The organism is Nonomuraea sp. NPDC005692 (assembly GCF_040631115.1).
Lineage (GTDB): Bacteria > Actinomycetota > Actinomycetes > Streptosporangiales > Streptosporangiaceae > Nonomuraea.
Map to the genome: position 1 here is coordinate 892,503 of NZ_JBEXYU010000001.1, position 15,217 is coordinate 907,719.

At 72.2% G+C, this 15,217-nt stretch carries 12 protein-coding genes; 5 read left to right on the forward strand and 7 right to left on the reverse strand.

The window, feature by feature from the left end:
* Positions 1-56: 56 nt before the first annotated feature.
* Entirely contained in the window at positions 57-2,726 is a 2,670-nt protein-coding gene (locus ABZ459_RS04260; RefSeq protein ID WP_357965623.1) for a GNAT family N-acetyltransferase, read from the reverse strand.
* A gap of 167 nt (positions 2,727-2,893) precedes the next feature.
* On the opposite strand from ABZ459_RS04260, the gene ABZ459_RS04265 reads away from it, so the two are divergent.
* Positions 2,894-3,787 (forward strand): sugar kinase, encoded by an 894-nt coding sequence (locus ABZ459_RS04265; RefSeq protein WP_357965626.1) that lies wholly within the window; start codon positions 2,894-2,896, stop codon positions 3,785-3,787.
* A gap of 51 nt (positions 3,788-3,838) precedes the next feature.
* Here ABZ459_RS04265 and ABZ459_RS04270 read toward each other — a convergent pair whose 3' ends face one another.
* Positions 3,839-5,926: a RecQ family ATP-dependent DNA helicase gene (locus ABZ459_RS04270; RefSeq protein WP_357965628.1), complete on the reverse strand. Its 2,088-nt coding sequence runs from the start codon at positions 5,924-5,926 to the stop codon at positions 3,839-3,841.
* A gap of 155 nt (positions 5,927-6,081) precedes the next feature.
* On the opposite strand from ABZ459_RS04270, the gene ABZ459_RS04275 reads away from it, so the two are divergent.
* Complete coding sequence (locus tag ABZ459_RS04275) at positions 6,082-6,909, forward strand: hypothetical protein (RefSeq protein ID WP_357965631.1); 828 nt, start codon at positions 6,082-6,084, stop codon at positions 6,907-6,909.
* Here the strand turns inward: ABZ459_RS04275 and ABZ459_RS04280 are convergent.
* Complete coding sequence (locus ABZ459_RS04280) at positions 6,899-7,735, reverse strand: TauD/TfdA family dioxygenase (RefSeq protein WP_357965634.1); 837 nt, start codon at positions 7,733-7,735, stop codon at positions 6,899-6,901. The genes ABZ459_RS04275 and ABZ459_RS04280 overlap by 11 nt on opposite strands.
* A gap of 123 nt (positions 7,736-7,858) precedes the next feature.
* On the opposite strand from ABZ459_RS04280, the gene ABZ459_RS04285 reads away from it, so the two are divergent.
* On the forward strand, positions 7,859-10,360 hold the full coding sequence (locus ABZ459_RS04285) for a DNA topoisomerase IV subunit A (protein ID WP_357965637.1): 2,502 nt from the start codon (positions 7,859-7,861) through the stop codon (positions 10,358-10,360).
* A gap of 90 nt (positions 10,361-10,450) precedes the next feature.
* Here ABZ459_RS04285 and ABZ459_RS04290 read toward each other — a convergent pair whose 3' ends face one another.
* Positions 10,451-10,825: a VOC family protein gene (locus ABZ459_RS04290; protein ID WP_357965639.1), complete on the reverse strand. Its 375-nt coding sequence runs from the start codon at positions 10,823-10,825 to the stop codon at positions 10,451-10,453.
* A gap of 51 nt (positions 10,826-10,876) precedes the next feature.
* Between ABZ459_RS04290 and ABZ459_RS04295 the strand changes: the two genes are divergently transcribed.
* Positions 10,877-11,443: a thioredoxin family protein gene (locus tag ABZ459_RS04295; protein ID WP_357965641.1), complete on the forward strand. Its 567-nt coding sequence runs from the start codon at positions 10,877-10,879 to the stop codon at positions 11,441-11,443.
* Positions 11,444-11,449: 6 nt separating this feature from the next.
* Here the strand turns inward: ABZ459_RS04295 and ABZ459_RS04300 are convergent, their stop codons facing one another.
* A complete protein-coding gene (locus tag ABZ459_RS04300; protein WP_357965643.1) occupies positions 11,450-11,770 on the reverse strand; it encodes a hypothetical protein in 321 nt (106 codons plus the stop codon).
* Positions 11,771-11,909: 139 nt separating this feature from the next.
* Here ABZ459_RS04300 and ABZ459_RS04305 point away from each other — a divergent pair, with 139 nt between their 5' ends.
* A complete protein-coding gene (locus tag ABZ459_RS04305; protein WP_357965646.1) occupies positions 11,910-12,404 on the forward strand; it encodes a carbonic anhydrase in 495 nt (164 codons plus the stop codon).
* Here the strand turns inward: ABZ459_RS04305 and ABZ459_RS04310 are convergent.
* Both ABZ459_RS04310 and ABZ459_RS04315 read right to left on the reverse strand, forming a co-directional pair.
* Positions 12,385-13,401, reverse strand: a complete 1,017-nt coding sequence (locus tag ABZ459_RS04310) for a cytochrome d ubiquinol oxidase subunit II (protein ID WP_357965649.1) — start codon at positions 13,399-13,401, stop codon at positions 12,385-12,387. The two genes, ABZ459_RS04305 and ABZ459_RS04310, sit on opposite strands and share 20 nt — an antisense overlap.
* A gap of 2 nt (positions 13,402-13,403) precedes the next feature.
* Positions 13,404-14,759 carry a cytochrome ubiquinol oxidase subunit I gene (locus ABZ459_RS04315; RefSeq protein WP_357965652.1) on the reverse strand — a complete coding sequence of 452 codons (1,356 nt, stop codon included), beginning with the start codon at positions 14,757-14,759 and terminating at the stop codon, positions 13,404-13,406.
* Positions 14,760-15,217: the final 458 nt, after the last annotated feature.

A 15,217-nucleotide genomic window follows, 5' to 3' on the forward strand; every position in this document is an offset into this window, starting at 1 on the left:
AGACATAACGCTCTATCAACGTCTTTGTCTAGACATGAACGACATTGTGGGCGTGGTCAGGAGAGCCGTCTCGGGCCGCCGTCCAGGCGTGGTCCGGCCGGGGTGCGCAGGGTGGCGCGGGCGCCCAGGATCAGCACCTCCGACTCCCCCACCAGCACCTGGTCGAGGTCGAGCCGGGCCACCTGCGGCAGGTCGTTGGCCAGGCGGCCCACGCGTACGAGCAGCTCCTCCAGGGCGGGGACGGCGACGGGCGGGTAGCCGTACTGGCCGAACAGCAGCGGGGCCGCGCGTACGGAGCGCACCAGGGCGGCGGCGTCCTCGCCGGTCAGCGGGGCCAGCCGGAAGCCCTGGTCGAGCAGCAGGCGGGCGGTGACCTCGCCGAGCCCGAACGAGACCACCGGCCCGAACGCGCGGTCCTCGACGACCCCCACGACGGTGGGCACGGCCGGCTGCGGCGCCATGCGCTGCACGGCCAGCTCGACCCGCTCGCCGAGCTGGTCGGCGAACTCGGCGTAGGCGTGGCGCACCATCTCGGGACCGGTGAGCCCCAGGCGTACGGTGCCCGCGCGGCGCGAGGCGCCCGGGTCGGCCACCTTGAGCACCACGGGCCAGCCGAGCCGTTCGGCGGCGCCGACGGCCTCCTCCGGCGAGCGGACGACCTCGGCGGGCCAGACGGTCAGCCCGTAGGACGACAGCAGCTCGGTGGCGTCGATCTCGACCGGCGGGCCGGGCTCGGCGAACCCGCCCGGCTCCTCCCCCGCCGGGGCCGGGGCGCCGGACAGCGCGGCCAGCACCAGCTCGCGGGCGCGGGCGGTGTCGAGGCCGTCGAGCTCGGGCGGCGGCACGGCCGGATGCGCCCGCCAGGTGGCGTACCGCACCACGTGGGCCAGGGCCCTGACCGCCTCCTCCGGCGCCGCGTACGACGGGATGGAGCCCCGTGCGGGCGTGCCGCCGGAGCCGCTGGGCACGCGCAGCGACGGATGCATGCCGAGATGCCCGCGGAACGTGGCCAGCACCGGCTTGGCGGACACCTGCGAGACGCGCAGCAGCTCGGCCGCCACCTCGTCCGACTCGCCGGGGATCGGCGGCATGTAGATCACGACGGCCGCGTCGACCTCCTCGGCGGCCAGCTCGCCGGCGAGCGCAGCGCCGAACTCGGCCGGCCCGGCCGCGGCGCCCAGGTTGACCGGCGGGCGCGGTTCGAGGCCGGCCGCCAGGCAGGAGTCGGCGGCCAGCAGGCCGAGGGCGTCGGAGTTGGTCACGAGCGCGACCCTGGGCCCGGCGGGCAGCGGCTGGTAGGCCAGCAGCTGGCCCACGTCGAAGAGCTGGATGAGGTCGTCGACCCTGATCAGGCCCGCCTGGGCGAACAGGGAGCTGATCGCGGAGTCGGGCAGCCCGAGCTCCTCGGCCGAGTGGCCGGCCGGGGTGCCGCCGCTCTTGACCACCACGATCGGCTTGTTGCGCGCGATGCGCCTGGCCAGCCGGGTGAACTTGCGCGGGTTTCCCAGCGACTCCAGGTAGAGCAGGATCACCTCGGTCGCGGCGTCCTCCTCCCAGTACTGCAGGAGGTCGTTGCCCGAGACGTCGGCGCGGTTGCCGGCCGAGACGAACGACGAGATGCCCATGCCGCGCTGGGCCACGCGCTGGAGCAGCGCGGTGCCGAGCGCGCCCGACTGGCTGAAGAAGCCCACCCGGCCGCGGCCCGGCACGGTGGCGGCCAGCGTGGCGTTGAGCTTGACGGCCGGGTCGGTGTTGGCGATGCCCAGGCAGTTGGGGCCGACCACGCGCAGGCCGTAGGAGCGGGCGATGCGGGCCAGCTCGTCCTGCCGGGCGCGGCCGGACGCGCCCGTCTCGCCGAACCCGGAGGAGACCACGACCAGCCCGTGGACGCCTTTCTCCGCGCACTCCTTGACCACGTCGAGGACGCCCTCGGCGGGCACGGCCACGACCGCCAGGTCGACCTCGCCGTCGATCTCGGTCACGCTCGGGTAGGCCCGCACGCCCGCGACGGCCCGCACCTGGCGGTGGACGGGGTAGACCGGGCCGGTGAAGTCGGCCGCCAGCAGGTTGCGCAGGACGGTCTGGCCGACGCCGCCGGGCTCGCGCGAGGCGCCGATGACCGCGACCGAGCCGGGGGCCAGCAGGCGCGCGATCGACCGGGACTCGGCCCGGTGCTCGCGCGAGGTCGTCACCTCGGCCGAGGTCTCGGTCGGGGTCAGGTCGAGGGTCATGCGGACGACGCCGTCGGCGAACTGGCTCTGCGCGGTGTAGCCGGCCTGGCGCAGGACGCCCATCATCTTCATGTTGGCGGGCAGCACGTCGGCGACGAACCGCTCGATGCCGCGCTCGCGGGCCGTGGCCGCCAGGTGCTCCAGCAGGACGGAGGCCACGCCCCTGCCCTGGTGGGCGTCCTCGACCAGGAAGGCGACCTCGGCCTCGCCCGGCTCGGTGCGGTCGTAGCGGATGACCGCGACCATCTCGGCGCCGATGGTGGCGATGAGGGCCACGCGGTTGTCGTAGTCGACGTTGGTGAAGCGCTCGACGTCGCGGTCGGACAGCCGGGGCCGGGGGCCGAAGAACCGGAAATAGATCGACTCGGCCGACAGACGGGAGTAGAAAGCACGGAGACGGTCGGCGTCGGCGGGCCTGATGGGGCGCACGTGCGCGGTGCCCCCGTCGGCCAGGACGACGTCGGCCTCCCAGTGAGCCGGATACTGTGCCTCCACGCCACGAGCGTAAACCCGCATCCCACATGCCAAGACCGGTGGGCCTCTTGGGCAACGCTTGTGCATCGACTGCTGCCCGGTGTCCGGGGTCAGCCCCACGAACAGCCCGGAAGCTGTTAGTTTTGCCGTGGCCAGGGTCGTTCTGAAGGCAGCAAGGTGGTGGCATCATGACGCGGGTCGTCGTGGTGGGCGATCTCATGACCGACGCGGTCGCGCGCGCCCGTTACGCGCTCGCCCGCGCGAGCGACACGCCCGCGATCGTGACGATGCACGGCGGCGGCTCCGGCGCCAACATCGCCTCGTGGCTCGCCGTCGAGGGCGCGGAGGTGGCCTTCATCGGCCGCCGGGGCGCCGACATCACCGGCCGCAACCGCGACATGGAGCTGATGGGCTACGGCGTCGACGCCCGGCTCGTCATGGATCCCGAGCGGCCCACCGGCACCTGCGTGGTGCTCGTCACGCACAAGGGCGAGCGCACGATGCTCTCCGACCCGGGCGCCAACGCCGCCCTGTCCCCCGAAGACCTGCCGCGCGACCTGTTCACCTCGGGCGCCCACCTGCACCTGTCGGGCTACACGCTGGTCAACGAGGGCTCGCGCGACGCCGGCCTGGCGGCGCTCGACATGGCGCGCCGCACGGGCATGTCGATCTCGGTCGACTGCGCCTCCTCGGCGCCGCTGGAGCGCACGGGCGCCGAGCCGTTCCTCGAATGGACCAACGGCGCGAAGCTGCTGTTCGCCAACATCGACCAGGCCAAGGTGCTGACCGGCCGCGACGACGCCGAGGCCGCCGCCAAGGTGCTCACCGCGTGGTTCCCGCAGGTCGTCATCAAGATGAACGCCGAGGGCGCGCTGTGGTTCAGCAACGGCCGCCCCGACCCGGTCCGGGTGGCCGCCGAGCCGGTCGACAAGATCGTTGACGGCACGGGCGCGGGCGACGCGTTCTCGGCCGGGTTCCTGCCGCCGTGGCTGGCCGGCAAGCCGCCGGCCGAGTCGCTGGCCGCCGGGTGCCGGCTCGCCGCCAAGGCCATCATGCACCTGGGCGCGCGCCCGCCGTTCTGACCCGCTCCCCGGCCGGGCTTCTCCTGCCCCGGCCGGGCTTCCTCTCGCCGGTCAGGACGTGGTGGCCAGCGCGAGCGGCAGCACCGCCGGCGCGCCCGCGTGCCGGATCAGGGCCGCCGCCAGGGTCATCGTCCAGCCCGTGTCGACGCGGTCGTCGATCAGCAGCACCGGGCCGCCGCACTGGGCGATCGCGACGCCGAGGTCTTTGGGCATCGCCAGCGTGCCCCTGATCGCCTGGACGCGCTTGGCGCTGTTGAACTGCCGGCCGGGCGACCCCGCCCGGTAGCCCAGCTCGCCCAGGTAGGTCAGCCGGCCCACCTGGGCCAGCCGTTCGGCGAAGCCGCGCACGAGCTGCGGGCGCGTCGCCGACGGCACGTTGACCACGGCCACCGGCCGTTCCTGCCAGCCCCAAGCCGACAACACCTGGACGACGGCCTTGAACATGTCGTCGGCCATCGGCCCGTCGGCTCCGGCGAGCAGCTCGCGCAGCCGGTTGCCCCAGCCGATGTCGGTCAGCCGGCCGAGCGCGCGGCCGGGCTCGGCGCCCAGCTCGGGCTTGATCCTGCCGGACAGGTCGGCCAGGCCGGTGGGCCACTGCCTGCGCGCCTCGATCTCGACGCCGGGCCTGCTCAGGCGTTCGCGGGCGGTCTCGACGGCCTGGGCGGCGATCTCCGGCGAGCGGTGGCGGCCGGTGCAGTTGTCGCAGCGGCCGCAGGGCGTGGCGGTCTCGTCGTCGAGGTGCCTGCGCAGGTACTGCTCGCGGCACTCGTCGGTGGTCAGGTAGCGCAGCATGGCGTCCTGCTCGGCCTTGCGCTCGGCGGCGATGCGGGCGTAGCGCTCGGCGTCGTAGGCCCAGGGCTCGCCGGTCGACTCCCAGCCGCCCTTGACCCGGCGCACGGCGCCGTCGACGTCGAGGACCTTGAGCATCATCTCCAGGCGGCTGCGGCTCAGGTCGACCGCGGTCTCCAGGGCCTGGGTGGACATCACGCCGCCCTGTTCGAGCGCCTGCAGCGTGGCGCGCACGACGGGCTCGGGAGGGAAGGCCAGGGAGGTGAAGTAGGCCCAGATCTCGCGGTCTTCCGTGCCGGGCAGCAGGATGACCTCGGCCCGCTCGACGCCGCGCCCGGCCCGGCCGACCTGCTGGTAGTAGGCGACGGGCGACTGCGGCGCGCCGACGTGCACGACGAAGCCCAGGTCGGGCTTGTCGAACCCCATGCCGAGCGCGCTCGTGGCGACCAGCGCCTTGATCTTGTTGTTGAGCAGCGCCTCCTCCGCGGCCAACCGCTCGGCCGGGTCGGTCTGGCCGGAGTAGGCGGCCACCTCGTGGCCCTGCTCGCGCAGGTAGCCGGCGATCTCGTGGGCGGCGGCGACGGTGAGCGTATAAACGATGCCGGAACCCGGCAGCTCGCGCAGGGTCTGGGCCAGCCAGGCCAGGCGCTGCTCGGCCGAGGGCAGCTGGACGACGCTCAGGTGGAGGCTCTCGCGCTCCAGCGGGCCGCGCAGCACGAACGTGCCCTCGCCCATCTGCTCGGCGACGTCGCGGGTGACGCGGGCGTTGGCCGTGGCGGTGGTGGCCAGCACCGGGATGCCGGGCGGCAGCTCGTCGAACAGCGTGGCGAGCCGGCGGTAGTCGGGCCGGAAGTCGTGGCCCCAGTCGGAGATGCAGTGGGCCTCGTCGACGACCACGAGCCCGGCGCTCTCGGCCAGCTCGGGCAGCACGTTGTCGCGGAAGTCGGGGTTGTTGAGCCGCTCGGGGCTGACCAGCAGCACGTCGACCATGCCCTCGGCGACCTGGCCGTAGATCTCCTCCCACGCCTCGGGGTTGGCGGAGTTGATCGTGACGGCCCTGATGCCGGCGCGCTCGGCGGCGGCGATCTGGTTGCGCATGAGGGCGAGCAGCGGCGAGACGATGACCGTGGGGCCCTCGCCGAGCTCGCGCAGCAGGGCGGTGGCCACGAAGTAGACGGCGGACTTGCCCCAGCCGGTGCGCTGCACGACGAGGACCCTGCGCCGGTCGAGCACGAGCGCCTCGATGGCGGACCACTGGTCGTCTCGCAGCCGGGCGTGGTCGCCGGCCAGGGCTCGCAGCCGCTCCTCGGCCTCTTCGCGCAGCATCGCCGCGTCGGGGGCTTCAATCATGCCCCCCTTATTACCAGCTTCCACCGACGGAACAGGCCCACCGCGCGTCTCCGACCGGTCGAAGGGCCGGAAGGCGCGGGCCCCGTCGTCCGGAACCGGGGGGCCGGACGGGACGTTGAGCAGTCGTCAAGCGCTTTCGCCCCCCAGGAGGGCTGATGACGGGGCTTGTCCACACCCCGGTCGTACCGGCGGCGACGCGTCGCCGGAGGAGCACGAAAGATCACTTCGAGATGATGGCCCGGGTGGTGCTGGCCGTCATGATCCTCACCACGGCGGGCTGCGCCGGGACCGACGTGAAGGCGTCCTACCACCCCGCCTTCCTGCCGGTGAAGCTGGAGTGGGGCAGCGACGGCGTCGTGCGGCTCTCGGGGGAGACCTCGCTGGTCACGCCGGTCGGCGTCTTCTCGATCGGCGCCGAGTACAACCTGCCCGAGGCCGACGACGACGCCTTCTACGTGGTCGTCCGCGACGCCCGCAAGAGCCCGGACAAGCCGGACGTGGCGGGCTTCGACCACATCTACAAGGTCAACAGCGGTTCCGGCGAGTTCATGGCCGTGGTGAACGGCACGGCCGTGATCCAGGTCGTCCGCCGGCAGGTGCTCATCGACGTGACGAACGGCACCGTGCAGACCATCGAGTTCAAGAACGCCCAGGCCGCCGTCAAGGAGCGGTCGGCGGGCGTCGGGGAGCGCTGGCAGGAGTACTGGGACACCTCCTTCTACTCCCCCATGGCGCTGTCGAGGTGGGCCTACGACGACTCCACGATGTCGAGCTGGTTCGGCCTGGGCTTCCTGTGGTTCCTGGTGCGCCTCGCGCTGGCGATCGTGCTGGGGGTGGTGGACGTGCTCCTCGTGGTCGGGTGCACGCTCGCCGCCGTGGCGTACGTGCTGTTCGGCCCGACCGGACGCAACATCGTCTACGGCGTGGAGGTGCTGCTGTTCCTGTTCTTCGCCCTGTCGAGCTGGGCCTCGCTCAGGCTGTGAGTCGCTCCTTGTCCGCGTGCTCGGGGAAGGCGTTGATCGTGACGCGGTGCATGCGGCGGCGTTCGGTGTAGTCGGCGACCGCGTAGTGCTGGGTGGGGCGGTTGTCCCAGAAGGCCAGCGTGCCGGGACGCCAGTTCAGCCTGCACTGGTACTCCGGCGAGCGGATGTGGTCGATGAGCAGCGGCAGCAGGGCCTCGTTCTCGCGGTCGCTCAGCCCCACCAGGCGGGTGGTGGACGCGCGGTTGACGAACAGGGCCTTGCGCCCGGTCTCGGCGTGCACGCGGACCACCGGGCGCTCTATCGGCGGCCATTTGGCCTGGATCTCGGCCAGGTCGAACGGGTGCCCCTTGGAGATCGCCTTCTTCATCGACATCGTGATGTCGTGCACGGCGGTCAGCTCGTCGCACAGCCGCTGGATCGACGGCGACAGCGTCTCGTAGGCCAGGTAGGTGTTGGCCCAGCAGGTGTCGCCGCCCACGCTCGGCAGTTGCATGCAGCGCAGCAGCGAGCCCATCGGCGGCGTGGGCTCGAAGGTGTTGTCGCTGTGCCATTCGTCCCCGCCCTCGCCTTTCGGGGAGGTCTGGTCGAGGACGTGGATCGGGCTGCCGGAGTCCTTCTTGAACGCCGGATGGTTGAGCGTGCCGAAGTTGAGGGCGAACTGCAGGTGCTGCTCGTCGTCGATGTGCTGGTCGCGGAAGAACAGCACCAGGTGCCTCAGCCATCCCGCGCGCAGGGTCGCGACGTCTTCCGGGGAGAGGGGTTTGCGCAGATCGACCCCGGTGACCTCGGCGCCGATGTGCTTGGTCACGGGATGGAACTCGATCATGGCGGAGCCTCCGGAGGCGGGGGGACGGGGTCCTCGCCTCCGACGTTAAGACCCAAGCAATTGCTTGGTCAAGACCAGGGCGGCGCGCCGACGAGTCGCGGGCACCCGAGTCTCTTCGGCACAATGTTCGACATGGCCCGACGTACGACTGCACCCCCGCCTGAGGACTTCGAGGAGCGGATCGTCGACATCGACGTCTCCTCCGAGATGCGCAAGAGCTATCTCGAGTACGCGTACTCGGTGATCTACCAGCGGGCTCTGCCCGACGCTCGCGACGGCCTCAAACCGGTGCAGCGGCGCATCCTCTACTCCATGAGCGAGATGGGCCTGCGTCCCGACCGCGGCCACGTCAAGTCCTCGCGCGTCGTCGGCGACGTCATGGGCAAGCTCCACCCCCATGGCGACAGCGCCATCTACGACGCGCTCGTGCGTCTGGCGCAGCCGTTCTCGATGCGCCTGCCGCTGGTCGACGGCCACGGCAACTTCGGCTCCCCCGACGACCTGCCCGCCGCCATGCGGTACACCGAGGCCAGGCTGGCCCCGGCGGCGATGCTCATGGTGGAGTCGCTCGACGAGGACACCGTCAACTTCAAGCCCAACTACGACGGCCAGGAGACCGAGCCCACGGTCATGCCGTCGGCGTTCCCCAACCTGCTGGTCAACGGCACCACCGGCATCGCGGTCGGCATGGCGACCAACATGGCGCCGCACAACCTCGCCGAGGTCGTGGCCGCCGCCCGCCACCTGATCAAGAAGCCCGACGCCACGCTCGACGAGCTGATGAAGTTCGTGCCCGGCCCCGACCTGCCGACCGGCGGCTCGATCATCGGGCTGCAGGGCGTGCGCGACGCCTACGAGACCGGGCGCGGCACGTTCCGCATGCGGGCCAGGTGCGCGGTCGAGCAGATCACGCCGCGGCGCAAGGGCATCATCGTCACCGAGCTGCCCTACAACGTCGGCCCCGAGCGCGTGGTCACCAAGATCAAGGAGCTGGTGACCAGCAAGAAGCTCCAGGGCATCGCCGACCTGAAGGACCTCACCGACCGGCACAAGGGCCTGCGCCTGGTCATCGAGATCAAGAACGGCTTCATCCCCGAGGCCGTCCTGGAGGAGCTCTACCGGCTCACGCCGATGGAGGAGACCTTCGGCATCAACAACGTCGCCCTGGTCGACGGCGAGCCGCGCACGCTCGGCCTGCGCGAGCTGCTGCAGGTCTACGTCGACCACCGGCTGGAGGTCGTGCGGCGCAGGTCCGAGTACCGCCGGCGCAAGCGCGAGGAGCGCCTGCACCTGGTCGACGGCCTGATCATCGCGCTGCTCAACATCGACGAGGTCATCCAGGTCATCCGTTCCTCCGACGACTCGGCGCAGGCCCGCGCCCGGTTGATGGAGGTCTTCGACCTGACCGAGATCCAGGCCGCCTACATCCTCGACACGCCGCTGCGCCGGCTGACCAGGTTCGACAAGCTGGAGCTCGACCAGGAGAAGGAGACGCTGAGCGAGGAGATCGCGGCGCTCACCGAGATCCTGTCCTCGGAGGCGAAGCTGCGGCAGGTGGTCTCGGGCGAGCTGGCCGAGGTGGCCAAGAAGTACGCCACGCCGCGCCGTACCGTGCTGCTGGAGGCGCCGGGCGTGGCCCGCACGCCGGTGGCCTCGCTCCAGGTGGCCGACGACCCGTGCTGGGCGCTGCTGTCCTCCACGGGGCTGCTGGCCCGCACCTCCGACGCGGCTCCGCTGGCCGGTGAGGGCGATCGGTCGGCGCACGACGTGCTGGTGTCGGTGGCGCGCACGTCCGTACGCGGCGAGGTGGGCGTGGTGACGTCCTTGGGCCGGTTGATCCGGGTCCAGGTGGTCGACCTGCCGACGCTGCCGCCCTCGGCCAACCCGCCGACGTTGTCGGGCGGCCATCCGGTCTCCGAGTTCGTCTCGTTGCAGCCCGACGAGAAGGTCGTCGGCCTCGGCTCGCTCGACCCCGACAGCCCCGGGCTGGCGCTCGGTACGGCCCAGGGCGTGGTCAAGCGGGTGGTGCCCGACTACCCGGCCAACCGCGACGACTTCGAAGTGATCACCCTCAAGGACGGCGACACCGTGGTGGGCGCCGCCGAGCTCGACTCCGAGGACCACGACCTGGTCTTCATCTCCTCCGACGCCCAGCTCCTGCGTTACCCGGCCTCGCTGGTGCGTCCTCAGGGTCGTCCGGCCGGCGGCATGGCCGGCATCCGGCTCGACGACGGCGCCCGGGCGATCTGGTTCGGCGTGGTCGACCCCTCGCGCCCGGCGCAGGTGGTCACCGTGGCCGGGTCCTCGACGGCGCTGCCGGGCACGCAGGTCGGGGGCGGCAAGGTCTCCGACTACGCCGAGTTCCCGCCCAAGGGCCGGGCCACCGGCGGCGTGCGGGCCCAGCGGTTCCTGAAGGGCGAGGACGAGCTGCTGCTCGCCTGGGCCGGCCCCGCGCCCGCCAAGGCCGTGTCGGCGGTGGGCAAGCCGGTGCCGCTGCCGGAGGAGATCGGCCGCCGCGACGGCTCCGGCGTGCGGCTGACGCACACCATCGGCGCCGTCGGCGGCGCCCTGGCCGCGGGGCCGGAGGGCGACGCGCCGCCGCCGGCGGCGGCCGCGGAGGAGTGATCCCCGGCCGGCGGAGGGCGGCCTCGGCCCCCTCCGCCGGCTCCGGGCTCCCTGAACGGCCTGGAGGCCCGTGCGGGAGCGGGCGTCCGGTCAGTCGCGGCAGAGGCAGAACGTGTGGCCGGCGGGGTCGAGGAAGACCCGGAAGCTGTCGTCCTCGCTCGGCTGCCGCTCGTGCTTGGTCGCGCCGATCTCCAGCACCTGCCGCTCGGCCTTGTCCATGTCGGTGACGGTGACGTCGATGTGGAGCTGCTGCGGCCGGTCGCCCTCCGGCCAGGTCGGCGGCCGGTGGCCGGGCACGCGCTGGAAGGCCAGGCGCTTGGGCGAGCCGCCGTCCTCGACGACCACCCAGGTCTCGTCCTCGTACGTGACGGGCCAGCCGAGCAACCGCGAGTAGAACTCGGCGAGCGCCCGGGGCTCCGGGCAGTCGAGGACCGTCGTACGGAACTCCGCGATGCCGGTCATCATTCACCTCCTGGACTTGTTTCGCCGGCATCCCGGCCGACGAGAATGAAGGTCATGGCCGCCAATTCGTTCATGGTCCCCCTGGGCACCCCCGCGCCCGCCTTCGACCTCACCGCCATCGACGGCGGCAGCGTCTCGCTCGCGGACCTCAAGGGCTCCCCCGCCACGCTCGTGGTCTTCCTGTCCAACCACTGCCCCTACGTACGGCACCTCGAGGCGGGCCTCGGCACGCTGGCCGCGGGCTACGGCTCCAGGCTGTCGGTCGTGGGCATCTGCAGCAACGACAGCGTGAACTACCCCGACGATGATCCCACACACCTTGCCGAACAGGCCCGGCGCGCGGGGTTCCCGTTCCCGTACCTGCTGGACGACACCCAGGACGTCGCCAAGGCCTACCGCGCGGCCTGCACGCCCGACTTCTTCCTCTACGACGGCGATCTGCGGCTCGTCTACCGGGGAGAGTTCGACGGGTCGCGGCCGGGCAACTCGGTCCCGGTGACCGGCTCCTCGCTCCGGGCGGCGATCGACGCGCTGCTCGCGGGCGATCCCGTCCCGGCCGACCAGCGCGCCTCGATCGGCTGCGGCATCAAGTGGCGGCCGGGGAACGAGCCCGCGGCCTGACCGCCGTCAGGCGGAGGTGGCGGCCTCGATGGCGGCGGGCAGGGCGAGCAGGAGTTCGTGGGGCTCGCCGCCGGTCCACGACCGGATCAGCCGGACGCCGGCCTCCCCCGGGTCGAACTCCTCGCAGCCGAGCGGCCCGTAGCAGCCCGCCTGGTCGAGCATGAGGATGATCGGGTCGTCCTCGGGCAGGCCGGCGGCGTACGCGGCGGTGTCGAGCAGGGCCAGCGCGCATCTGGCGTTGCGCCCGTCGTCGTTGGACTCCACACGGTCGAGGCGGCGCCGGGCCTGAGCGCGGAGATACGCGGCGAGCGATTCGGACCTACTCACGACTGACCTTCTTCGACGGCATACAGATGGTGACGACATCATCACTCAAGGTGAGTGAATTTCGTGGGACCTTCGGGAACTCGCGCCAGTCGCCACCCCGGAAAGCATCATCTTTGGGACGTAAGGGAAGATCTGAGGCATGACTGCGTTCGACGACCTGTATGCCGCCAACGCGAAGTACGCCAAGGACTTCGGCGACTCCGGGCTCACCGGCCGGGCAGCCCGCGGGCTTGCCGTGGTGACCTGCATGGACTCCCGCATCGACCCACTGGGCCTGCTGGGCCTCCAGCCAGGCGACGCCAAGATCCTGCGCAACGCCGGCGCGCGGGTCACCGACGACGTACTGCGCACGCTGGTCCTCGCCGTGTACCTGCTCGGCGTCGAACGCGTCCTGGTCATGCCGCACACCGACTGCGGGATGACCAAGGTGACGGACGCCGACGTGCACGAGCTGACCAGCGCCCGCGGCGTGGACACCCGCAGCCTGGAGTTCCACACCGTCCCCGACCAGGGCGAGGCGCTGCGCCACGACCTCACGCGCATCCGCTCGACCCCGTTCCTGCCCGCCGGCATGCCGGTGACGGGCGCGATCTACGACGTGCGCACGGGCCTGCTCACGCCGGTCGGCGACTGACCTCGCCGCGCTCGCGCTGGAAGGTGGCGTACAACCACCACAACGACGGGACCAGCAGGACCGCGCCGACGGCCAGCGAGCCCAGGCTGGCCCCCAGCACCGCGTCGGTGGCCGCGGCCTGGTCGAGGGTGAGGCCGGGGAGCAGCACGGGGTACTGCCCCACGCCCCAGCCCCACAGCAGCCCGGTCACGGCCAGCGCGGCGCTGAGGCGTACCGCCAGATAGGCCCGTCGCCACAGCAGCACCAGCGAGGCCAGCCCGGCCAGCACCGACAACGCCAGCAGCGGCAGGGCGCGGCCGGTGGTCAGCTCGGCGAACAGGGCGGGCGCGTCGGCGCGCAGCACGAGCAGGCTCACCGCCGCCAGCACGCCGACCACCGCGCCGCAGCCCAGCGCCCGCCGCCGGAACTCCTCGGCCAGGTCCTCCTGGCCGCCGCGCCGGGCGTCGCGGGTCAGGTAGACGGCGGCCAGGTACGCGGCCGTGCCGACGCCCAGCGCGCCGACCGCCATCGACGTGGGGTTGACCCAGCTCCCGACCAGGTCGCCCTTGGCGATGCCGGGCGGCACCCGTCCGGAGGCGATGCCGCCCGCCGCGGCGCCGAGGAAGAACGGGGTCACCACCGAGGAGAAGGCGAAGGTGGCGCCGAACAGCCGCCGCTGCCAGAGCCGCGCGGAGACCTTGCGGAACGCGAACGCCGCGCCGCGCCCGATCACGCCCAGCGCCACCAGCGTGAGCGGGATGTAGAGGGTGGAGGCCACCGAGGCGAACACCGCCGGCACGCCGGTCCAGGCCAGCACGATCACGAAGATCAACCACACGTGGTTGGCCTCCCAGACCGGGCCGATGGAGTGCTCCACCAGGTCCCGCCGCCGCCGGCCGCGCTCGGCGCCGCCCGCCAGCAGGTCCCAGACGCCGCCGCCGAAGTCGGCGCCCCCGAACAGGACGTACGCCGTCAGCCCGATCCACAGGACGGCCAGCATGATCTGCGGCAGCGGCATCGTCACACGACCTTGTAGCCGGTGACGTCGGGCTCCTGCGGCGCCAGCGGCACCGGCACGTCGCGGGACAGGCGGCGCATCACGTACACGGTGGCCACGGTCAGGGCCACGTAGACGGCCGTGACCAGCGCGAACCCGTACACCAGGCCGGGTGCGGGGTTGACCGCCTCCGACGTGCGCATCACCCGGAACACGATCCACGGCTGGCGTCCGACCTCCGTCACCACCCAGCCGCTCTCCAGCGCCAGCACGGCGGCCACGCCCGACAACGCGGCGGCACGCAGGAACCACGGGGACTCAGGCAGGTCACGCCGCCGTTTCCAGGACAGCGCGAGGCAGGCCGCGAGCAGCAGCAGGGCGAACCCCATCAGCACCATGATCTGGAACGCCCAGTGCACCATGTTGACCGGCGGCCGGTCGGCGGCCGGCACCTGCTCCAGGCCGGTGATCTCCGCGTCGGGGTTCCAGTGGGCCAGCAGGGACAGGCCGTAGGGGATCTCCAGGGCGTACTTCAGCTCGCCGTCCACCGCGATCCCGCCCAGGTGCAGCGGCACGCCGCGGCCCGTACGGAACACGCCCTCCATGGCGGCCAGCTTGACCGGCTGGTACTCGGCCACGAAGTGCGCGGCCCAGTCGCCGACGCCGATCTGCACGGGCGTGACGGCCGCCGCGACCGTGAGCGGCAGCAGCAGGCCGAGCCGGTGGTAGCGGTCGCGCCGGCCGCGCAGCATGGCGACCGCGTACACGCCGGCCATCAGGAAACCGGCCACCATGAACGCCGCCAGGATCATGTGCACCGTCTGGGGCGGCGTGGCCCGGTTGAACATCGCCGCCCATGGATCGACGGCCACGATCCGGCCGCCCGCGACCTCGTACCCGGTGGGCTGCTGCATCCAGGCGTTGGCGGCGACCACGAAGAACGCGCTGGCAACCCCCGCCAGCACGATCGGGATCCCGGTCAGCAGGTGCGCGACGGGCCGCAGGCGGTCCCAGGCGTAGAGGTAGATGCCGAGGAAGATGGCCTCGACGAAGAACGCGATGCCCTCCAGCGAGAACGGCAGGCCGATGACCTCGCCGTACACGCCCATCATGCCCGGCCACAGCAGGCCCATCTCGAACGACAGGATCGTCCCCGAGACCGCGCCGACCGCGAACAGCACCCCGAGCGCCCTGGCCCACCGCCGTGCCAGCAAGCGGTAGTTGTTGTCCCCGGTGCGATGCCCCCGCCACTCGGCCAGCAGGGTGATGGCCGGCATGCCGACGCCGAGACAGGCGATGACGATGTGCCAGCCGAGCGACAACGCCATCTGCATGCGCGCCGCGTCCAGATCCACCACCGCCCCCGCGGTCGCCCCCATCGACACCCTCTCCCTGCCCCTCGGCCCGTGACTTCGTGGGGGATCTGGCATGACTCGTCCGCGAAACGGCGGCGTCCGGCCCGTACCCGCTGGCCGGTCGATCACACCGTCCTTCCGCCAGGTCACCCCACGAACTCCGCCAGCGCGGCCACCAGCCCCACCAGGAGGCCCCAGGAGCCCCCAGAACACCCATGGGGCGCCCTGGCCCCAAACCGCGACTTCAGAGCCCGCCTGAGGCCCTGAGAGCCTTGGGGGCAGTGCTGGTTCGGTGCGACGCCGTCCAACGAAGCTTCTGCAAGGCCCTCGACGCCCCAAGCACGACATGCTCCCACCAGCGGCCACCGTGATGACCGGCTCCCACGCCCAGCACGGGCACACCCGAAGGGCGCAGGCGACGGGTGACGGCCCGACACGCCGACGCCGGTCGATGCACTCGGCTCCGACTCTCACCTGGGCCC

Coding starts and splice junctions, on each gene's coding strand:
- ABZ459_RS04265 (WP_357965626.1), top strand. CDS start 2,894: ATGACGCGGGTCGTCGTGGTGGGCGATCTCATGACCGACGCGGTCGCG.
- ABZ459_RS04270 (WP_357965628.1), bottom strand. CDS start 5,926: ATGATTGAAGCCCCCGACGCGGCGATGCTGCGCGAAGAGGCCGAGGAG.
- ABZ459_RS04275 (WP_357965631.1), top strand. CDS start 6,082: ATGACGGGGCTTGTCCACACCCCGGTCGTACCGGCGGCGACGCGTCGC.
- ABZ459_RS04280 (WP_357965634.1), bottom strand. CDS start 7,735: ATGATCGAGTTCCATCCCGTGACCAAGCACATCGGCGCCGAGGTCACC.
- ABZ459_RS04285 (WP_357965637.1), top strand. CDS start 7,859: ATGTTCGACATGGCCCGACGTACGACTGCACCCCCGCCTGAGGACTTC.
- ABZ459_RS04290 (WP_357965639.1), bottom strand. CDS start 10,825: ATGATGACCGGCATCGCGGAGTTCCGTACGACGGTCCTCGACTGCCCG.
- ABZ459_RS04295 (WP_357965641.1), top strand. CDS start 10,877: ATGGCCGCCAATTCGTTCATGGTCCCCCTGGGCACCCCCGCGCCCGCC.
- ABZ459_RS04305 (WP_357965646.1), top strand. CDS start 11,910: ATGACTGCGTTCGACGACCTGTATGCCGCCAACGCGAAGTACGCCAAG.
- ABZ459_RS04310 (WP_357965649.1), bottom strand. CDS start 13,401: ATGCCGCTGCCGCAGATCATGCTGGCCGTCCTGTGGATCGGGCTGACG.
- ABZ459_RS04315 (WP_357965652.1), bottom strand. CDS start 14,759: ATGGGGGCGACCGCGGGGGCGGTGGTGGATCTGGACGCGGCGCGCATG.